This window comes from Salipiger sp. D13 (assembly GCF_003703915.1).
GTDB classification, from domain to species: Bacteria; Pseudomonadota; Alphaproteobacteria; order Rhodobacterales; family Rhodobacteraceae; genus Salipiger; species Salipiger profundus.
Genome location: NZ_ML112590.1, coordinates 14,041 through 33,846 on the forward strand (window position 1 = coordinate 14,041; position 19,806 = coordinate 33,846).

The 19,806-nt window shown below is 66.7% G+C and carries 20 protein-coding genes; 12 read left to right on the forward strand and 8 right to left on the reverse strand.

Annotation, left to right across the window (positions count from 1 at the left end; genetic code table 11):
* Both D6860_RS00065 and D6860_RS00070 read left to right on the forward strand, forming a co-directional pair.
* Complete coding sequence (locus D6860_RS00065; protein WP_076624677.1) at nt 1-1,212, forward strand: acetyl-CoA C-acetyltransferase; 1,212 nt, start codon at nt 1-3, stop codon at nt 1,210-1,212.
* Between the two features lie 11 nt (nt 1,213-1,223).
* Nucleotides 1,224-2,027, forward strand: coding sequence for an enoyl-CoA hydratase/isomerase family protein (locus D6860_RS00070; RefSeq protein ID WP_076624676.1), 804 nt, complete (start codon nt 1,224-1,226; stop codon nt 2,025-2,027).
* Between the two features lie 258 nt (nt 2,028-2,285).
* Here D6860_RS00070 and D6860_RS00075 read toward each other — a convergent pair whose 3' ends face one another.
* On the reverse strand, nt 2,286-3,509 hold the full coding sequence (locus D6860_RS00075; protein WP_076624675.1) for a CaiB/BaiF CoA transferase family protein: 1,224 nt from the start codon (nt 3,507-3,509) through the stop codon (nt 2,286-2,288).
* Between the two features lie 191 nt (nt 3,510-3,700).
* Here D6860_RS00075 and D6860_RS00080 point away from each other — a divergent pair, with 191 nt between their 5' ends.
* Complete coding sequence (locus D6860_RS00080; protein ID WP_076624674.1) at nt 3,701-4,651, forward strand: DMT family transporter; 951 nt, start codon at nt 3,701-3,703, stop codon at nt 4,649-4,651.
* Between the two features lie 9 nt (nt 4,652-4,660).
* On the opposite strand, the gene D6860_RS00085 is transcribed toward D6860_RS00080, so the two are convergent.
* Nucleotides 4,661-5,476: a hypothetical protein gene (locus D6860_RS00085; protein WP_076624673.1), complete on the reverse strand. Its 816-nt coding sequence runs from the start codon at nt 5,474-5,476 to the stop codon at nt 4,661-4,663.
* 140 nt (nt 5,477-5,616) lie between these two features.
* Nucleotides 5,617-6,765, reverse strand: coding sequence for a C4-dicarboxylate TRAP transporter substrate-binding protein (locus D6860_RS00090; RefSeq protein WP_076624672.1), 1,149 nt, complete (start codon nt 6,763-6,765; stop codon nt 5,617-5,619).
* Nucleotides 6,766-7,047: 282 nt separating this feature from the next.
* On the opposite strand from D6860_RS00090, the gene D6860_RS00095 reads away from it, so the two are divergent.
* Genes D6860_RS00095 through D6860_RS00105 form a run of 3 tightly spaced genes read left to right on the forward strand, consistent with a single transcriptional unit; the run spans nt 7,048 to nt 9,416 of the window.
* Nucleotides 7,048-7,584, forward strand: coding sequence for a TRAP transporter small permease subunit (locus D6860_RS00095; protein ID WP_076624671.1), 537 nt, complete (start codon nt 7,048-7,050; stop codon nt 7,582-7,584).
* A gap of 1 nt (nt 7,585) precedes the next feature.
* Nucleotides 7,586-8,893 carry a TRAP transporter large permease gene (locus D6860_RS00100; RefSeq protein ID WP_076624670.1) on the forward strand — a complete coding sequence of 436 codons (1,308 nt, stop codon included), beginning with the start codon at nt 7,586-7,588 and terminating at the stop codon, nt 8,891-8,893.
* Between the two features lie 52 nt (nt 8,894-8,945).
* Complete coding sequence (locus tag D6860_RS00105; RefSeq protein ID WP_076624669.1) at nt 8,946-9,416, forward strand: nuclear transport factor 2 family protein; 471 nt, start codon at nt 8,946-8,948, stop codon at nt 9,414-9,416.
* A gap of 4 nt (nt 9,417-9,420) precedes the next feature.
* Here D6860_RS00105 and D6860_RS00110 read toward each other — a convergent pair whose 3' ends face one another.
* Complete coding sequence (locus tag D6860_RS00110) at nt 9,421-10,080, reverse strand: NADPH-dependent F420 reductase (RefSeq protein ID WP_017468375.1); 660 nt, start codon at nt 10,078-10,080, stop codon at nt 9,421-9,423.
* Nucleotides 10,081-10,270: 190 nt separating this feature from the next.
* Here D6860_RS00110 and D6860_RS00115 point away from each other — a divergent pair, with 190 nt between their 5' ends.
* Nucleotides 10,271-10,897: a nuclear transport factor 2 family protein gene (locus D6860_RS00115; protein ID WP_206512184.1), complete on the forward strand. Its 627-nt coding sequence runs from the start codon at nt 10,271-10,273 to the stop codon at nt 10,895-10,897.
* Between the two features lie 3 nt (nt 10,898-10,900).
* On the opposite strand, the gene D6860_RS00120 is transcribed toward D6860_RS00115, so the two are convergent.
* Together D6860_RS00120 and dctP are read right to left on the reverse strand one after the other, a co-directional pair.
* Nucleotides 10,901-11,395, reverse strand: a complete 495-nt coding sequence (locus tag D6860_RS00120) for a MaoC family dehydratase (RefSeq protein WP_076624668.1) — start codon at nt 11,393-11,395, stop codon at nt 10,901-10,903.
* 213 nt (nt 11,396-11,608) lie between these two features.
* Entirely contained in the window at nt 11,609-12,634 is a 1,026-nt protein-coding gene (gene dctP, locus D6860_RS00125) for a TRAP transporter substrate-binding protein (protein ID WP_017468880.1), read from the reverse strand.
* Between the two features lie 339 nt (nt 12,635-12,973).
* Between dctP and D6860_RS00130 the strand changes: the two genes are divergently transcribed.
* From D6860_RS00130 to D6860_RS00150, 5 genes are all read left to right on the forward strand, one after another.
* Nucleotides 12,974-13,525 carry a TRAP transporter small permease gene (locus D6860_RS00130; protein ID WP_076624667.1) on the forward strand — a complete coding sequence of 184 codons (552 nt, stop codon included), beginning with the start codon at nt 12,974-12,976 and terminating at the stop codon, nt 13,523-13,525.
* Nucleotides 13,522-14,796 (forward strand): TRAP transporter large permease, encoded by a 1,275-nt coding sequence (locus D6860_RS00135; RefSeq protein ID WP_076624666.1) that lies wholly within the window; start codon nt 13,522-13,524, stop codon nt 14,794-14,796. The genes D6860_RS00130 and D6860_RS00135 overlap by 4 nt, the downstream gene beginning before the upstream one ends.
* A 181-nt stretch (nt 14,797-14,977) precedes the next feature.
* Nucleotides 14,978-15,835: an FAD binding domain-containing protein gene (locus D6860_RS00140; protein ID WP_076624665.1), complete on the forward strand. Its 858-nt coding sequence runs from the start codon at nt 14,978-14,980 to the stop codon at nt 15,833-15,835.
* 19 nt (nt 15,836-15,854) lie between these two features.
* Nucleotides 15,855-16,334 (forward strand): (2Fe-2S)-binding protein, encoded by a 480-nt coding sequence (locus tag D6860_RS00145; protein ID WP_076624664.1) that lies wholly within the window; start codon nt 15,855-15,857, stop codon nt 16,332-16,334.
* A 3-nt stretch (nt 16,335-16,337) separates the two neighbouring features.
* On the forward strand, nt 16,338-17,150 hold the full coding sequence (locus tag D6860_RS00150) for an N-acyl homoserine lactonase family protein (RefSeq protein WP_076624663.1): 813 nt from the start codon (nt 16,338-16,340) through the stop codon (nt 17,148-17,150).
* An 18-nt stretch (nt 17,151-17,168) separates the two neighbouring features.
* Here the strand turns inward: D6860_RS00150 and D6860_RS00155 are convergent, their stop codons facing one another.
* Both D6860_RS00155 and D6860_RS00160 read right to left on the reverse strand, forming a co-directional pair.
* Entirely contained in the window at nt 17,169-18,614 is a 1,446-nt protein-coding gene (locus D6860_RS00155) for an MmgE/PrpD family protein (RefSeq protein WP_076624662.1), read from the reverse strand.
* Nucleotides 18,615-18,669: 55 nt separating this feature from the next.
* The gene (locus tag D6860_RS00160; RefSeq protein ID WP_076624661.1) at nt 18,670-19,794 is read right to left on the reverse strand and encodes a C4-dicarboxylate TRAP transporter substrate-binding protein; all 1,125 of its coding nucleotides are present in this window, start codon (nt 19,792-19,794) and stop codon (nt 18,670-18,672) included.
* Nucleotides 19,795-19,806: the final 12 nt, after the last annotated feature.

Consider the following 19,806-nt stretch of genomic DNA (forward strand, 5'->3'; position numbering starts at 1 on the left):
ATGCGCGAAGCAGTCATCTGCGAGCCGATCCGCACCCCGGTCGGGGGCTATGGCGGCTCCCTGCGCGACGTCCCCGTCGCCGATCTTGCCGCCACCGTCATGAAGGCGCTCGTCGCCCGCACCGGGGTGAAAAGCGAGGACATCGACGACGTGATCTTCGGTCAAGTCTACCCCAACTCCGAGGCTCCGGCCATCGGGCGCATCGCGGCGCTCGACGCGGGGCTCGACATCTCGGTGCCCGGCACCCAGATCGACCGGCGCTGCGGCTCGGGCCTGCAGGCGGTCATCAACGCCTCGATGTGCGTGCAGACGGGCGTCGCGGATCTCATCGTCGCGGGCGGCGCTGAATCCATGAGCCAGGCGGAATATTACACCATGGGCGCGCGCTGGGGCCTCAAGGGCCGTGACGCATCGCTGATGTGCCGGATCGGGCGCGGCCGTGTCACCTCGGGCGGCAAGTTCTACCCGGTGGCCGGCGGCATGCTGGAAACCGCCGAGAACCTGCGCCGCGACTTCTCGATCTCGCGCGAGGAGCAGGATGCCTTCGCCGCCAACTCCCACGCCAAGGCGTCGGCCGCCACGGCGGCGGGCAAGTTCGCCGACGAGACCGTGCCGGTGACGATCAAGAGCCGCAAGGGCGAGACCGTCTTCGATACCGACGAGCACATCCGCCACGACGCGACGCCCGAGAGCCTGTCGCAGCTGCGCGCCATCCTCGGCAAGTCGGACCCCGAGTCCACGGTCACCGCGGGCAACGCCTCGGGGCAGAACGACGCGGCGGCGGCCTGCATCGTCACCACCCGTGAAAAGGCCGAGGCCCTGGGGCTGAAGCCGCTTGGCCGGCTCGTGAACTGGGGCGTCGCTGGTGTCGGACCCGAGCGCATGGGCATCGGCCCGGTGCCGGCAGTGGAAAAGGCATTTTCCCGCGCAGGGCTCGCCATGAAGGACATGGACCTCGTCGAGCTCAACGAAGCCTTCGCGGCGCAGGTGCTTGCCTGCACCAAGAGCTGGGGCTTCGGCGAGGACGACTACGCCCGTCTCAACGTCAACGGTTCGGGCATCTCGCTCGGCCATCCGGTCGGGGCGACAGGCGTGCGCATCCTTGCGACCATGCTCCGCGAGATGGAGCGCCGCGAGGCCCGCTACGGTCTCGAGACCATGTGCATCGGCGGGGGCCAGGGCCTCGCCGCGATCTTCGAACGCGTCAGCTAAGGAATACGGAAATGAGCAACCTCGACAGATACAACGACTTCGCGTTCAAGTTCGAGATGAACGAGCCGGGCGTGCTCGAAGTCATCTTCGACGGCCCCAATCTCAACGCGGTCGATGCGCGGGTCCACTCCGACATTCCCTACGTCTGGAATGTCATCGACGAAGACCCCGACGTGAACGTCGTGATCGTGCGCGGCGCGGGCAAGGCCTTTTCGGCTGGCGGAGATTTCGCGCTGATCGACGCGCAGATCGAGGACTACGGCACGCTTACGCAGGTGCTGAAGGAATCGCGCGATCTCTACTACAACATGATCGACTGCTCGAAGCCGATCATCTCGGCGATCCACGGGCCTGCCGTGGGCGCGGGGCTTGTGGTCGCGCTGATGGCCGACATCTCGATCGCCGCCAAGGATGCGGTGATCGTCGATGGCCATACCCGCCTCGGCGTGGCGGCGGGCGACCACGCGGCGGCGGTCTGGCCGCTGCTTTGCGGGATGGCCAAGGCGAAGTACCTGCTTTTGACCTGCGACAAGATCTCCGGCGAGGAAGCCGAGCGCATCGGCCTCGTGTCGCTGACCGTCGAAGAGGCGGACCTGCTCGAGACCGCCCGCAAGACGGCAAGCAAGCTGAACCGCGGCGCGCAGGAATCCATCCAGTGGACCAAGCGCACGCTCAACCTGTTCTGGAAACAGAACGCGGGCACCTTCGAGGCCGGTCTTGCGCTGGAATTCTTGGGCTTCGGCGGTCCCGACGTGCGCGAGGGCGTCGCGAGCCACCGCGAAAAGCGCCGTCCGGACTTCTCTCGCAAGCGCTGACCCGCGCCACATCAAACGAGAAAGGCCCCGCGGGTGATCGCGGGGCCTTTTCCGTTCGACCGTCGGCGGCGCATGACGCGTGTAGCCCCCGGCGGAGCGGGTCGATACCGCGACCGCGGCTCCGCCGTGACTGAACGGCGCTCGCTGGAATTTGGGCTCATCTCATGCAAAAAGGCGCGGTCTCCCGGACCGCGCCTTCGTCATTGCGTCTCGCGGGGCAGGGGGCCGCACCGCGAATGTGTCTTGAAGCGCGTGCAGTCAGCCGGCTTCTGCGCGCGGGGCGGGAATTTCAGCATCGCCGAGCTTTACGGTGCCGGCTTCGCACATGGCGGCAATCTCCGCCTCCGAGAACCCGTAGTCCGAGAGGACCTCGGCGCTGTGCTCGCCCAGAAGTGGCGGACGGTCGAAGGCGACGCTCCCGGCCGACAGCTGCGCCGGCGGCGGCACCAGCGGGAAGGGCGCTGAGCCCGGGAACGCCACGTCGCGCATGAAGGTCTCGCGCAGGTCGAGCGCTCCGCCCGTGACCTCGGCCGGCGACAGGACCGGGCCGCAGCCGATGCTCGCGTTGCCGAGGATGTCGATGCATTCGTCGCGCGTCTTGTCGGCGCACCACTTCTGCATGATTGCGCTGAGTTCCTCGCCATTCGCGCCACGCTTGTCATCCGTCGCGAAGCGCGGATCGTCCAGCAGGTCTTCGCGTTCGACGATCTTGCACCAGCGCTGGAAGACCTTCTGCCCGATCACCTGCATGATGAACCAGCCGTCGCGCGCCTTGAAGATGTCAGAGGGCCCCGACATGGGGCTGCGGTTGCCGATGGGGGTGCGATGGCGGAAGCCGGTCGCCTCTTCCATCAGGATCTGGTTGGTGAGGTTCAGCGATGTGCCTACCAGCGATGCCTCGACATTGGTGCCTTCGCCGGTGCGCATCTTGCGGATGATCGCGGCGAGTGTTCCGTAGGCCAGCGACAGCGAGGTGGCGAAATCGATGGGCGCCGTGGCCGCGCGATGCGGCTTGCCTTCCTCGCCGGTGAGCCAGACAGCGCCGCTCACCGCCTGGCCGACCCCGTCGAAGCCGATCCGTTCGGCCATCGGCCCCCTGGTGCCGTAGGCGCTGGCGCTGGCAAGGATGATGTCGGGCTTGATCTCCCTGAGCGTCTCGTAGTCGAGGCCGAAATACTTCAGCGCGCTCGGCGAGTAGTTCGCCACGACCACGTCGGCCTGGGCGATCATCTTGCGGATCGCCTCGCGCCCCTCGGGCGAGGTCATGTGCAGCGCGAGGCAGCGCTTGCCGCCGTTGCACTGGAGGAACTGCGCGCCCTCGCCGTGCTCGGTGACCGGCATGAGAAATCGGTCGTCCTCGCCGCGTGGCCGCTCGATGCGCACCACGTCGGCACCGAAGCTGGCCAGCAGGTGGGCGCAATACGGTCCGGCGATCCACCGCCCGAAATCAAGAACCCGGATGCCCTCGAGAATGCCTTGCATGATGGTCTCGCTCCCTGTGTCTCGTGCTGCGGACTTGTTATCATCCCGGCCGGGTGGCGGACGACGCCCTTCGCGGACCGCCGAGCTTTTCCCTTCGGCTGCGCCACCTTGGGCCTATGACCGTGCCGGGCGGGCTGGGAGCGCCGCGCAACCTTGGGCAGACTGGAGTCGGCCCGTGAGGAGGGGCTGCCATGACCCATATCGCGCTGAGCGACCCGCGCGAGTCGCATTTGCGGGGCATCTTCTTCAAGGTGCTCTACGTCATCTGCATCGTTCTGATGCTGACCCTCGTCAAGCTGATCGACGACGTCCCCCTGGGAGAGCTGATGTTCTTCCGCTGCTTCTTCTCGATCCTTCCCATCGCGGGGCTCCTGATCCTGCGGGGCGAGTTGACCGCAGCCTTCCGGACCAAGCGGATCTTCGGCCACGTGACGCGAACCACGCTTGGGCTGACGATGATGGGGCTGACTTTCGTCGCGGTTCAGGCGCTGCCGCTGCCCGAGGCGGTGACGCTGCAATACACCCAGCCGCTCTTCGTTGTGGCGTTCTCGGCGCTCTTCCTGCGCGAGGTCGTGGGGCCGAACCGTTGGGGCGCCGTCGCCTTCGGTTTTCTCGGCGTGCTCGTCATCACCTGGCCGAACCTCTCGATGCTCACCAGCGGTACCGGAGAGCTGAGCCGCGCCGAGCTGATCGGCATTGCCGCGGCGCTGATCGCCGCCGCCGGCGTGGCGGTGGTCTTCCTGCTGGTGCGCGGCCTCGTGAAGACCGAGGCACCGACCACGATCGCCGCCTACTTCTGGTTGATTTCGTCGTCGCTGCTTGCGCTCTCCGCCATTGGCGGCTGGGTGCCCCTGACCTGGGAACAGGCGGGGCTGCTGGTGCTCTGCGGTATCCTCGGCGGGTTCGGGCAACTGTGCATGGCGCTGAGCCTTCAGGCCGCGCCGGCGTCGGTCACGGCGTCCTTCGAGTATACCTCGCTGCTCTTCGCGATCACGCTGGGGTGGCTGATCTTCGACGACGTGCCGGGGATCAACACGCTGGTCGGCGGGGCGATGGTGGTCGCCGCGGGCCTGTTCATCCTCTGGCGCGAGAGCCGCGCGGGCGGGCCGGTCAGCAAGCGCAAGCTGCCGCCGTCGCCCTGAGCCGCCGGCCTAGTCCAGTGCCTTGTAAAGGAAGTCCGGCACGGCAACGGCCTTGCGGGTGTTCAGGTCCACCGTCAGAAGGCATTGCTCGATGGTGGCGACGGTCTCTCCGAGATCGGTAACGATGCGGTGCGCGCACCAGAAGCTCTTGCCCTTGATGCGCTGGAGCTTCGATTTCGCGAAGAGCGGCGTGCCCGCGGCCGGGGCGATACCGCGCGACACCAGGAACTCGACGCCCATCCGGTTGATGCCGGTCTCGTTCGAGAATTCCGGCGTCAGCCCAAGCCCGTTGAGCTGTGCATGCGAAGAGACCGAGCTGTGGCGGATGATCTGCTCGAAGAGCATCTCGCCGGTATGGTCTAGATCGGACGGGCGCACCGGTCCGAGCGGAACCGTAAGGTCGTAACGGCCCTCCGCGGGCCAGTCGCCCATGGGATCTAGGTCAAGACCGCGGGGCAGGGCGAGCGGCACGTCCTCGGGGTCGACCGGAGGAAGCCCGGCGTTGCCGCCCGGCAGATCGAGTGCCGTGGCCGACAGGGTGTCACCGCTGCTGAGAAGATGCACGATCGCGCCCTCGTGCGGGCCCGACGCCAGGCGGGCGCTGCGCACCGAGACCGGGGCCGAGACGAAAAGCTCGCTGTGGAAGCGCAGGTGGCGCAGGGGCGTGGTCGCGCCCCCCGGACCACTGGCGCCGGGCGGCGTTGCCAGCGCCTCGGCGGCCATCTGGAAGCTGCGGCCGTAGTAGCGCGCGTTCCAGTGGTTGTTGTAATCGCATTCCCAGCGTTCGACCCGGCTGTAATAGGTCGGTGTGCCGATTTCGCTCATCTGAAGGCCCCCGTGCAGTCGCCCAAAGGGACCGCAACGCGGCGGTGGGCGCAAGGGCGGATAGGGCGAAGGGGGGCAAAGGAAAAGGCGGGGCCTCGGGGACCCCGCCTTCGGACTGCGTCCCGCGTCGGGGCAGTCGATCAGTTCATGCCGTATTCCGCCGGGTCGAGCTCTCCGTAGAGGTTGTCGTAGAAGACCTGGGTGAGCTCGTCTTCGTCGAGCGGATCATCCATGTTCGAAATCAGCTCGCGCCATTTCTCGATGTAGGGCTCGAAGGAGGCGAAGAGCGCTTCGGGATCCTCGACGCCGTAGGCATCGCGGGCCACCGCGGCGCGGTCGCCGAGACCGTTGTCGATCCATTCCTGCACGGCGTTCTGGATGCTCTCGTCGGGCTCGACCACGGGGTGACCCTTGGAGGCGGTGGTGTCGAGCGCCTTCTGGTTGGAACTGTTGAAGTCGATCTGTGCCTTGGCGTGGGCGCGGGCGGCGAGCTTGATGATCTCGGCGCGCTGATCATCGGTCAGGCTCTGCCAGAAGTCCTTGTTGAAGAGCTGCAGCGGCGAGTTGAAGCTGCCTTCCCAGCCCAGCAGCGTCACGGACTTCGACACCTCGTCGAGCGAGTTGTCGATGTTCAGCCACGCCGCGAGGATGCCGGCACAGTCGATCTGGCCGGTCTGAAGCGCCTGGTAGATCTCGGGGGCCGGAATGTTGACCGGGATCACGCCCAGGTCCTGTGCGAGCTTCGAGGTCAGGCCACCGGGGAAGCGGATCTTGAGGCCCTGCAGGTCCTCGAGCGTGGTGACCGGCTCGTCGGTGTTGCAGATCGCTGGGTACGTCGGCGTCGAGAAGCCGCCGAAGGGCACGACATTGTGCTCGGCGTACTGACCGTTGCCCGCCGGGTCGTTGATCGCCCAGTCTGCGAAGGCGGCGCCGACGGTGGTGGGATCGGGCTCGATGTAGCCGAAGCCCGAAAGTGCGTTCGACAGCGGCAGCTCCGAAGGCGTGTAGCCCGAGGTATGGAAGCCTTCCTGGACCACGCCGTCGCCGATGCCCTGCAGGGTTGCCTTGGCGGGCAGCAGAACGCCGCCGGTGAAGACCTCGAAGGCGATCTCGCCGTCGGTGGCCTTCTCGATTTCCTCGGCGAACCACTTGGCGACGCGAACGGTCGTTTCGCCGTCGGACTGGTAGTGCGAGATGCGATAGGTTTCGGCCTGTGCGCCGGTGACCGCTCCGGTGGCGGCAAGCGCGCCGAGGCTGCCCGCAAGCAGCAGTGCTTTCATGGTCCTCATGGTGACCCTCCTCCCTGATGTCCCGTCGAGCGCGGCCCTCCCGGCCGCGAAATGCGAGAATGATGCAATATGGGACTATACGCTCCCGGTGCGGGCTGGAGGAACGGCTTTCTTCACCCCATAGGCGGTGCCCCTGACCCCTAAAGGTCCGCTGGCAAAGGCCGTGCTTGCCGCGAAATGAGGGCGACCCGTAGAACGGGGGCTACTAGGTCGCGATACGGGACAATCGGGCAGGGAGGATCGCCCGACCCCGCGCAGACCGCAGGAAAAGGAGGGAGGAGGATGATCCGCAATCCGCTTGAGTGGGTGTCGGAAGCGCTCGTCACCGTCACCACCATACCGGTGCTGGCGATGATGGTGCACGTCACGCTGGACGTGGTCCTGAAGTACACCGTCAACACGCCGATCCAGGGAACCCTGGAGGTCACCGCCTACTACTACATGGTGGCAATCGTCGTTCTTCCCATGGGGTTCGTCGAACTGACGCGTCAGTCAATCGCGGTCGAGCTGTTCTACCAGATGATGTCGCCGCGGATGCAGGTCGCGGTGGTGGGCTTCGTGCTGCTGCTGAGCGCCATCGGCTACGGCGGCGTCGCGTGGATCTCGTGGCCGGATGCCATCAAGGCGTTCGAGCGCAAGGAGATCGTGATGGGCGCGGTGCGCGTCTACATCTGGCCGGCCCGCTTCCTTCTGCCCTGCGCGATGATGCTCGCGGCTGCCGTCTGCCTGATGCTCTTCGCGCGGCTGCTCTTCAAGCCGCGGGCCCGGGCCGAGCTTACCGCGGTGCATACCGCAGACATCGATCACGGAGCCGACTGACATGTCCATGCTAGAAATAGGATTTGCCAGCGCGGGTCTCGTGCTGGCCCTCATCGCCCTGCGCGCGCCCATCGGCATCGTGCTGCTCGTGGTGTCCTTCGGCGGCGTCTGGGCCGCGCTCGGCCTCCAGGTTGCCTGGGGCATCGCCCGCGCCATTCCCTTCGACTTCATCGCCAACTGGAGCTTCAGCGCCGTGCCGATGTTCCTGCTGATGGGTTACGTCGCCTCGAACGGCGGGCTCACCGACGGGTTGTTCGCGGCCCTGAAGATCATATTGAGGCGGGTTCCCGGCGGTCTCGGCTGCGCCGGCGTCGGCGCATGCGCCATGTTCTCGGCGGCCTCGGGATCGTCGGTGGCGACCTCGGCGGCGATGTCGCGGATCGCGGTGCCCGAAATGCTCAAGCAGGGCTACGACAAGGCGCTGGCCACGGGCACGATCGCCTCGGCAGGCACGCTGGGTTCGCTGATCCCGCCGTCGATCCTGATGATCGTCTACGCGATCTTCGCCAACGTGTCGGTCGGCAAGCTCTTCCTCGCGGGCTTCCTGCCGGGGGCGCTTTCGGCGGCGATGTACATGACGATGATCATGCTGCGGGTGAAGGCCAACCCCGATCTCGCACCGCGCTCCGAGGAGCGTGCGACGCGGGCGGAAACGCTGGCCGCGATCAAGCAGGTGTGGCCGTTGCCGGCACTGATCCTCGGCGTCCTCGGCGGCATCTTCGCCGGCGTGATGACCCCGACCGAGGCCGGCGCCGTCGGTGCGTCGCTGGCGATGGTGCTGGCGGCCTTCAAGCGCCGGTTGAACTGGACCGTGGTGCGCACCGCCGTCCGCGACGCCGCCATCGGCACCTCGACGGTCTTCATCATTGCCGTGGGCGCCACGATGTTCACGAGCTTCATGGGCCTCACTGGTGTGCCGCGCGCGGTTGCGAGCTTCATGATGGGCATGGGCGACAGCCCGGTTCAGCTGATCCTGATGATCGCCGTGGTCTACATCGTGCTCGGCATGTTCATCGAGTCCATCGGCATCATGCTGCTGACCCTGCCCATCTTCTTCCCGCTGCTGCAGGCGGCGAACGTGGACATGATCTGGTTCGGCATCATCGTCATCAAGCTTCTGGAGATCGGCATGATCACGCCCCCGGTCGGGCTCAACTGCTACGTCATCGGGTCCGCATTGCGCGGGATCGTTCCGATCTCGACCGTGTTCCGGGGCGCGCTCTGGTTCATCGCGACCGACCTCATCACCCTGACGCTTCTGGTGAGCTTCCCGGCCATCGCGCTGTGGCTTCCGAGCCTGATCGACTGAACCACGCGGCGCCCCTTCGGGGGCGTCGCCCCGTTCGAGAGAAGGAGACGACATGGACCCCGTTCAACGCATGCTGATCGAGCACGAGTGCCGCAATCTGACGGTGCGCTACTGCCAGCATCTCGATCATCTCGACCCCGACGGCTTCGCGTCGATCTACACCGAGGATGCGGTCTACAAGCCAGCCGTCGAGCCGGTGCCGATCGAGGGGCGCGAGGCCATCCGTGCCTGGATCGGGCGCTACCCGAAGGACCGGCTGGGGCGGCATATCGCAACGAACCAGATCGTCGACGTGATCGACGCGGACAACGCCAAGGGGACGTCCTACGCGATCGTCTTCCGCGAGCCGGCGCCGCAGGAGGGGGTGATCTCGTCGCGGGTGATGCCGCGCAGTCTTGTCGAATACACCGACACCTACCGCCGCACGGAGGAGGGCTGGAAGATCGCGCGCCGCTTCTACCGGTTCGACTTCCTCGATGCCGAGGAGACGCGGCGCCCGGGAGAGACCGGGGCGCCGCGCTGAAGGCTCAGTCCTTCCAGCTGTTCTCGGGCACGAAGTCCTGCGGGGTGGTGGCGGCAAGCCCCTCCCGCAGCGCCTCGGCATCGAGCGGCCGGCAATAGACCGGACGGGCCCGTTCGAACTTCCAGCTGTCCTTCAGCGGACCTGCGTAGACCGGATCGAGACCGCAGTCGCGGACGATCTGCGCCACCACGTCCGCCGCCGCCGTGTCGTCCGAGGCGATCGGCAGCGCGTGGAGTCCGCCCGACGGAGTGGGGCGCCCACCCTCGGCCAGATGCGCCGACATGATCGAGTTGAACGCCTTGACCACCCGTGCTTGCGGCATCATCCGCTGCAGCTGCTCGCTGGTGGTGTCGCCGCCGCCCTCGAACTCGGGATGCGGGCCGTCGCGACCCGGATAGTAGTTGCAGGTATCAACGACGATACGGTCCCCGATGGCCTCGGCCGGGATCGTGTCGAAACGATTGAGCGGCACCGTCACCACCGTGACCTCGCCAAAGGCGGCCGCGTCCTCGGCCGAGCCGGCAAGGCAGCCGAGCGCATCGGCGGTCTCCTGCACAGCCTCGCGTCCGCGCGAGTTGCTGATCATCAGTTCGTGCCCGTGCGGTGCGAGCCGTTCCACAAGGGCCGAGGCAATGCGGCCCGCGCCGATCATTCCAATCTTCATCAGGTATCCTCCCGTGTCTTGTCCGCGCACAGGGTAGGTCAGGCGGGCACCGATTTCCGAGGCTTTCGCGGCACGGTCATGCGGCTCCTCGACGGCGCATAGGCGCGGGCTATGCCGCGCGCCGCCCCCTCGCAGGCGCGGGCGCTTGCTGCATACTGGGCGGCGACAGCAACCATGGGGGGAGACCATGATGACCACGGAACCGTCGTTCGAGCAGAAGGTCCAGGAGCTCTGGGACCGCGAGCAGATCCGCCAGTGCCTCGTGCGCTACTGCCGGGGGGTCGACCGGTTCGACCGCGACCTGATCCTGTCGGCTTTTCATCCCGACTGTCTCGACGAGCACGGCAAGTTCGTCGGCACACCCGAGGAATTCGTCGACTGGGCACTTGGTCAGCACGGCGCGGCGCATCTGTCGCACCAGCATTGCCTGCTGAACCAGACCGTCGAGCTGGACGGCGACACCGCCCACGCCGAGACCTACTTCATGTTCGTCTGCATGAACCGCAAGGGAAAGCCGCTGACGCTTGGCGGCGGGCGCTATGTCGACCGGCTGGAAAAGCGCGAGGGCGCCTGGCGCATCGCCGCACGCGTGACGCTGCGCGACTGGTCGATGATGGACGAGATCCCCGACATGGACGATCTCACCTCCTTCACCTCGACCCGTGCGATCCTGCCGCAGGAGGTGAAGGACTTCATGAACGCGGGCCGGGGCCCGGTGAGGGGGCCGGAGGATCCGTCCTACGACCGCCCGCTGAAGGTCGATCCGGCGCGACGCGAGGGCTATCTCGCGATGATGCGCCAGACCGAGAAGGCGTAGGCCTCAGCTTTCCTCCTCGAAGGAGGATTTCTTGATCATCATTCCGGTGCGGCGCAGGGTCACCACGACCTCGTCGCGCTGGTTCAGGCCACGGGTCTCGAACTCGACCAGCCCGGCGTTGGGCCGCGACTTCGACTCGCGCTTCGAGAGCACCTCGGTCTCGGAATAGATGGTATCTCCGATGAACACCGGGTTGGGGAACTTGACGTCGGAATAGCCCATGTTGGCCAGCGTCGTGCCGAGCGTCATGTCGTGCACCTGCACCCCGGCCACGAGCGACAGCGTGAAGTTGCTGTTGACCAGCCGCTGCCCGAACATCGAGTGGTTCTTGCAGTATTCGTCGTCAACATGCAGCCAGGCCATGTTGTATGTCAGGGTCGAGAACAGAAGGTTGTCGGCCTCGGTCACCGTGCGGGTGATCGAGTGCTTGTATACCGTGCCCGGCTCGAGTTCCTCGTAGAACATGCCGCTGGCGAGTTGCTTGTAGTTTGCGGGCATCCGCGCCTCCCTAGGTGGTGTTTCCCCGGCGATCGCCGACGGCCCGGACGCGGGCCGATACATAATTGTGTATCATGCATTATTTTCCGGTAAACCACGGTCGCGCCGCTGCCTTGGCTGACCCTCGCGCAGGCCTATGCGTCTTGTCCTGCCACAAGAAAAAAGGGGCGGGCCCGGGCCCACCCCTCGTCATGTCCGGCCTGCTCGGAGGGGTCAGTTCGCGAGCTGCTCCTTGAACAGGTCGAGCGCTTCCTGCGCGGGCAGGTCACGGCTCTCGAGCCGCGAAACGAAGTCGTTCTCGACCGGCGCCATCGCCTCGGAGAAGGCCGCGAGCTGGTCGTCGCTCAGCTCGTAGATCTCGATGCCCTGCTCGCGATACTCGTCGCGGATGCGGCCCTCGTTCTCGTCGACCCATGCCGCGAGTTCGAGCTCGGTGGTCTTGCCGCACTCGTCGACGATCTGCTGGTGCTCGGGCGACAGGCTGTCGAAATACTCCTGGCTCATACCGATCCACGAGGCGGAGGTGCCGAAGCTGGCATTCTCGCTCATGTGGGTGGCGACCTCGTTGACCGAGTAGGGCGTGGCCGAGGCGAACGACAGGATCGTGCCATCGACCGTGCCGCGCTGCATCGCGGTGTAGAGATCGTTGGCCGACATCTCGACCGAGACCGCGCCGATGCTGTCCACGAGGAAGTTCAGCGCCGAGCCCGTCGTGCGGATCTTCTTGCCCTGCCAGTCGGCGATATCCGCGTAGTTCTGCGTGCCCATGATCTGGTAGGGCGCAAGCAGGCTCATCTGGATCGGCTTGACGCCGACGCTCTCGAGCTCGTCCTTCAGCGCCCCGTCGGTGCTGATCGCCGCGCGCCAGGCCTCGACCCCGTCGACGGCGCTTTCGAACATGCCCGGCAGCACGGTCACGCTCTGCAGCGGCACAGTCGCGGTCTCGGCAGCGATCGTCGAGAAGGTCAGCTGCGCCAGCCCCTTCTGAAGCGCCGAGACGCCTTCGTCGCGCTTCACCAGCTGGCCGGAGGGGAAGTAGTTGAAGTCGATCTCGTCGCCGGCGGCCTCGGTTATGCAGTTCATCAGGCGCTCGACCCCCTGCACCGAAACGAAATGCGTGGGGGGCAGGTCGGTGGCGACGATCATCGTCTCTGCCTGTGCCGCCGAGGTTGCGGTCAGGGCCGTGGTCGCGGCCAGCGCCAGCCCGAGGCCGGTTTTCCTGTAAGCAGGTCCTGTCATGATGGTCCTCCCAAGTAGATCTATCTAGCGTCCCGGTTCCCTGTCACCTTGCCCCGCACGGGCCCGGCATCCTCCTCCGGACGCGGCGAACATGTCGCCCTTGCCCGCAAAGGTAAAGAGTGCAGGGCTTCTCTCCAAGCATCAGGGCCCTGACGTGGGCCACGGCCAAAGGCGAGCCTATGGCCGACATAGGCTCGGCTGCGCATTGATCCCGACGGATTTCGGGAAGTATGACTAAACTTGGGATAACCTCGGCATGCTGACCGTCCGGCTTCTCTGCGACCCGGACCGGGCCCGTGCCGAACGACGCATGCTGCGCCATGCAGGGAGGACCAAGGAATGACCGAGAACCGCTCGCCGCTGGGGCGCGCATGGACTGTCGCGGACCGGATTCTGTCACCGGTGGAGATCGCCGCGGCGGTGATCGCCGCCGCGATGATGCTCGCCGCGATGGTTCTGAACACCGCCGATGCGCTGTTCCGCTACGCACTGAACAGCCCGCTCAACTTCAATCTCTTCGTCACCGAGAACTACCTGATGGTCGGCCTGATCTGCATGCCGATGGCCTGGGCGTTCAAGACCGGGGGCTATATCCGCATCACCTTCATGCTCTATGCGTTGCCGCGACTGCTGCAGACGATCCTGCTGCGTGTCGGGCTTCTTGCCAGCGGCATCTACTGCGCGCAGCTCGCGTGGCTCGGTGGCTACGAGTGGTGGGACACCTACAGCACCGGATCGGTCGACATGGGTGTCTATGACTGGCCGTGGCACTGGTCCTGGATCTGGATTCCCATCGGGATGGGGCTTCTGTCGCTCCGGTTGCTGCTGACCTGCGTCGGCCCGCGTCACGGGCTCGAGGTCACCGCCGAGATCGAGGAGGGCGCGGCATGACCTTCGCAATCGGCGTTGCCATTCTCCTCGGGCTCATGGTCCTTGCGGTTCCGATCGGCTACGCGCTGGGGATCGCGGGCGTCATCAGCCTGAACATGCTGGTCCCCTTCGGCATGATCGAGACGCTGCTGGGCAAGGTGGTGCACGGCACCGTCGCCAGCTCGATCATGCTGACCATTCCGATGTTCATCCTGATGGCCGAGTTCCTCGCCTGCGGGGGCGTCGCCACCGACCTTCTGCTGGCCTGCAATCGCCTGCTGCGCAAGGTGCGCGGCGGTCTTGCCATGGCCTGCATCTTCGCCGGCGCGATCCACGCCGCCGCGACCGGCTCGTCGACCGCATCGGCGGCAAGCCTCGCGCGGGCGTCCTTCCCGGCGATGATGAAGGCCGGCTACTCGCCGCAGCTTGCCGTCGGCACCATCTCGATCGCCGGCACACTGGCGATCATGATCCCGCCGTCGGTGGCCTTCGTGATCTACGGTGTCGTCACCGAGACCTCGATCGGAAAGCTGTTCCTTGCGGGCGTCACACCGGGCCTGATGACCATGCTCGGCTACATCCTCACCATTTCGCTGACGCTGAAGTTCAAGCCGGAGTGGGGGCCGAGCGACGCCGACAAGGAGCGCGCCATGGCCGAGGAGCGCGGCGGACGCGTCTGGCCGATGTTCCTGCTGATCGTCGTGGTTCTCGGCGGGCTCTACAGCGGCATCGCGACGCCGACCGAGGTGGCTGCCATCGGTGCCTTCGGTGCGCTTCTGATCTCGGTGTTCTCCGGCCGGATGACCACCAACAGCTTCACGCACGCCCTCGGGGGCACCATGCGCATCACCTCGATGATCATGATGATCATCATCAGCGCGCATGTCGTCGGCTATTTCATCTCGTTCACCAAGATCACCGACACGTTGCTCGAGTGGATCGCTGCCAGCGGGATGTCCCCGGTGCAGGCGATGCTTATCGTCGTGCTCATCTACCTGATCCTGGGCATGTTCATGGACCAGGCGGCGGTGCTCATCCTCACGGCTCCGATCTCGACCCCGCTGATGGTGGGCCTGGGCTTCGATCCGGTGTGGTGGGGCGTGATCATGATCAAGACCACCGAGATCGGGCTGGTGACACCACCGCTTGGCATGGTCGTCTTCGTCACCGGGTCCTCGACGCGAACGGACCTGCGCAAGAGCTTCGCCGGTGTCACGCCCTTCATCATCGCCGAGTTCGTGACGCTGGCCCTGCTGCTCGCGTTCCCGGCGATCACGCTCTGGCTGACCTGAGCTGCCGCCGGGGCAGGGCGCGGTATCCCGCCCGCCTTGCCCCGGCATTGGCTGCGCCTCTGCAAGCGCTGCAGACGGGCCAAACGCCTTGTGCGCAGGGGGGCGCACGGTGACACTGACGCATGGGCCGGGACCGCGCCACGAGGAGACGCGACCGGCCGAGCGGAGGAGTTCACGACAGATGCAATATGTTTCGGCGACATCCATCGACGAGGCCGTCGGCCTGCTTGCGGCCGAGGCCGGCGCGGCGCACGTTCTCGCGGGGGGCACCGACCTTGTGGTGCAGATGACCGCGGGAATGCGCGCACCCTCGCTGGTAGTCGACATCAAGGCGATCCCCGAGCTGGGTGAGATCACCGAGGACGACAGCGGGTTTCACATCGGATCGGCGGTCTGCGGCGCGAGGATCAACGAACATGCCGCCCTGCGCGCCGCGTGGCCCGGGGTCTGCGAGGGGATCGATCTCATCGGCTCCATGCAGGTTCAGTCCCGGGCGACCCCGGCGGGGAACCTCTGCAACGCCTCCCCGGCTGCCGACAGCGTGCCGGGCATGATCGCGGCCGGTGCCACCGTCACCGTGGTCGGACCCTCCGGGCGCCGCGACGTTCCGGTCGAGGACATTCCGGTGGCCCCCGGCCGCACCAGCCTCGAGCGTGGCGAGTGGATCGCGGCGATCCACCTGCCGAAGCGCCCGGCGCGGGCAGGGGACGCCTACCTCCGCTTCACGCCGCGCACCGAGATGGACATCGCCGTCGTCGGCGCAGCGGTGAACATCGTGCTGGACGAGAGTGGCACCTGCACCTTCGCGCGTGTCGCGGTTGGCGCCGTGGCGCCGACACCGCTGCTGGTGCCCGCGGCCGCCGAGGCGCTGGTCGGCACGAAGGTCGACGAGGCCGCCCTCGATGCCGCCGCGAAAGAGGTGCAGGCGGTCTGCAAGCCCATCGACGACAAGCGCGGCACGGCGGAATACCGCATCCGGATCGCCGGCGTCATCTTCAAGCGCGCCGCAGCCACCGCGCTCGCGCGCGCGCAAGCCTGAGACAGGGGAGGCACAGCACATGGCCAAGCTTCACATCACCACGACGATCAACGGCGACGAGATGGAATTCCTCGCCCGTCCGGACCAGACGCTGCTCTCGGCGCTGCGCGACGAGCTGAACCTCACCGGCTCCAAGGAAGGCTGCGGCTCGGGCGACTGCGGCGCCTGCTCCATCGAGGTGGACGGGCGCGTCACCTGCTCCTGCCTGATGCTCGCCCCCGAGGCGCAGGGCAAAACCATCACCACCATCGAGGGCGTCTCGGACAAGGGCACCCTGCACCCGGTGCAGCGTCATTTCCTCGAGGAGGCCGCGCTGCAATGCGGTTTCTGCACGCCGGGGCTCATCGTGGCGGCGAAGAACCTGCTGGAGCGCAACGCCGATCCCAGCGAAGAGGAGATCCGGTTCTGGCTCGCCGGGAACCTCTGCCGCTGCACGGGCTACGACAAGATCGTTCGTGCGGTTCAGGCCGCCGCTGCCGAGATGCGCGAGCCCGCCTGAGCCATGGACCCGTTCGAGCTCTACGCGCTCCGTTACGCCCGTAACGGGCCGCGGACACTCGGCCAGAACCTGCAGGGGGGCGACCTGCACGAGGCGCATTCCGACCTCGAGTTCTACACCTGGGTCGCGAAACGCGGCGACAGGGTCTTCGTGATCGACACCGGCTCTTCGGCGGCCTCGGCGGGCAAGCGGGGCGACACCGTCCTGCGGCCGCCGCACGAGGCGCTGGGACTTCTGGGCATCGAGGCGGCGCAGGTCGAGGACGTGGTGCTGACCCATGCCCATTACGACCATGCCGGCAACCTGCCCGAATACCGTGCGGCACGCTTCCACCTGCAGGACGCCGAGATGTCCTATGTCACCGGGCGCTGCATGTGCGCGCCGGTGCTGCGGCGGGGCTACGAGATCGACGACGTGCTGCACCTTGTGCGATGCGTGCATTGCGACAGGGTGGTGTTTCACGACGGCAGCGCCGAGATCGTGCCGGGGCTGAGCGTGCACCGGGTCGGAGGCCACACCGCCGGGCTTCAGGTGGTCCGGGTCTGGACGTCGCGGGGCTGGGTGGTGCTTGCCTCGGATGCGGCGCATTTCTTCCTGAACGCGCAGCGCGGCATTCCCTTCCCATCGATCCTGCATGCCGACGCGATGGCAGAGGGGTTCCGCACGATCCTGTCGCTTGCCGACGGCTCTTGGGAACACGTCATCCCCGGCCACGATCCGCTGGTGCTGGATCTCTACCCGGCGCCGGATCCCTCGCTTTCGGGAATGGTGGCGCGGCTCGATCTGCCGCCGCGCCGGACGGTGCCCGCGCCCTGAGGCACGGGCACCCGTTTCTCAGGCAGACACCCGCGCGAGCTCCTGTGCAGCCAGCTGCTCCATCATCGTGGAGACGTCGCCCACGTCCTCGAGTGACATGACCGCGTCGATCACCGCCTCGGTCTGCGCCGGGGGCAGCACGCCCTCGGCATTGGCGCGGAACTTCTCGGCCAGTCCCTCGTCGGTGGGGATGCAGCCCTCGACGCCGATCGACAGCCAGTTGGCGAAATCCAGGGATTTCTCGAAGACCTGCCCGCGCGCCCTGATGCGCACGTCCGCGGGCCGGTGGCTGAGGTAGGGCCGGCCCTCGACCTCGATGTCCTGGTGCCGCAGCGTCTCCGAGCGCGGGTTCACCTCATGGCGCACCTTCTTCATGAGAGCGCGAATGCCCGGGTGCTCGAGCAGTTCCCTTGCCTGCCAGCCGGGCCCGCGCGGGATGCGATGCGCTGCCACGGAGAGGATGTAGGGCCCGCTCGCCGCGGCCTCGATATGATCGTTGGGCTCGGTGGTGGTGTATTTCGGAATGCTGGCAAACTGCTCGATGGCATAGACGATCTCGTCGATTTCTTCGGGCTGGATGTCATGCTCGTCGATCAGCGCAGTCAGCGCATCCAGCGGCGACTGGTAGAAGCCGCAGGTCGGCCAGAACTTGTAGGCCGCGTTGAGAAACACCCAGTCCGAGCCGATCCCGTCCAGTACCGAGGCCTCGTCCCACGCGGGGGCCGCGTTCATTGCCCAGAAGCCGCGCTCTGTTTCGAGGAACGAGGTGTCGCCACGATAGCCCATCTGCGCCAGCGTGGCGGTGGTCACGCCACCCTGTGCCATCCAGCCGGAGGGCGCGAATTTCGCGTAGCCCACTTCCTTGGTGTAATTGTATTTCACATGGCTCGGAACCGGCGCGTGGAAGGCCGCGAGCCCCAGCGCGTGCAGCATTTTGCCGGCGTCGAGCCCCAGCACATGCGCCGCCGCCGCCGTCGCGCCAAGCTGGTTCGAACTGATGCCCCAGACCGGCAGGGGGTAGCCGCCCTTGGTCGCCCGCAGCCCGCCAAGCGAACGGCCGACGCGCCCCGCGACTTCCATGCCGAGCACGAGCGCGGTGATGAGATCGCGGCCCGACCGTCCTTCGAGCTCGGCCAGGGCCATGGCACCGGGCATCACGTAGGGCGGCACATGCGAAGGCGGCAGAAGCGCGTTCCAGTCGAGCGCGTTCATCAGGTCGCCATTGGCGAAGGCGGCGTTGGCAGCCGGCAGCTTGCCCGGCATCCCGAGAACCGTCGCTTCCGGCGCGCCGCCCATCCGACGGGCGTAGGCCACCGCCATCTGGCCCTTTTCCACCGCGTGGCCGCCGAGACCGCATCCGATGGTGTCGAGCAGCAGGCGCTTGGCCTCGCGGGTGACCTGCGGTGGCAGATCGTCATAGCGCAGGCCGGCGGCGAAATCTGCAAGCCGTTCCGAGGTGGTCATGGGGTCTCCTTTCGTGGAAGCGGTGTGCCCCTCCGGGGGCACGCCGCGTTGTGCATCATTCGACGCCGTAGGTTTCCGGGTCGAGCTTGTCGTAGAGCTCGGTCATGATGAGATCGTACATCGCCTCTGGATCGTCCCGATCGTTCTCGGCCAGGAGCCCGTCCCACTTGGTGAGCAGGGCGGAGAACTCGTCGATCGCCTGCTGGTAGTTCGCCACGCCGCGGTTCTCGGCGATCTTCGCCAGCCCACCGATGCCGTCGGCGACGAAGGCGTCCTTGGCAGCCACGAGATCCTCGGCCGGTTCGATCACCGCGAGACCGTTCTCTCGGGCCTGCGCGAGGTTGTCCTCGAGCATCTTGTCCTGCGCGTCATGCAGCCGCACGAGGGAACGGGCGGATTCCTCGAAGATGATCCGCCGCTGCTCGGCGCTCAGGTCGTTCCAGAACGACTGGTTGAACGCCCAGGCGGCCTGGCTGAAGAACGGGCCCATCGGCAGCATCACCACGGAGTCCACCACCTCGGCGACCTGCGCACCGTTGTAGAGATGGGTCGGATCGAGATTGGTGCATTCGATGGCCCCGCGCTCCAGCGCGGAATACGTCTCGGTGTAGGAGACGTTCACCGGCACCGCGCCGATGCTCTCGGCAAAGCGCGCCCAGCCGTTGCCGGCGGTGCGGATCCGCAGGCCCTCGAAGTCCTCGAGGCTCTTCGGCTCGCCCCGGCAGAGGTAGCTGTACATCACCGTCGATGCGCTGCCGGTGAAGACGACGCCGTTGCCGGTCCATTCGTCGTGCCCGAGCTGGTTCAGCAGGCCGAATTCCGTGGCCGCGAGGGTCACCGCGTAGTCGCTCGATGCCTCCCAGGCGACATCGCCGATGACGTTCCACACCGGCATTTCGGCCGGCACGTAGCCGGCGGTGATGAAGCCGCCTTGCGCGACGTTCTGGGCAACGCCCTGAAGCACGCCGTTTCCCGGCAGGATCGCGCCGCCGACGTAGACCTCGAAGTCGATCTCGCCGTCGGTACGCTCGGCCACGTCCTCGGCCCAGGGCACATGCAGGTTCAGCGTGATGGGGTGGTTCGGCCCCAGGAACGTCGAGAACGTGTAGTCTGCGGCCAGCGCCGGAGCGGCGGCAAGCACGAGAGCGGTGCTGCCCGCCAGGGTCCTCAGGTTGATCATCTTTCCTCCTCC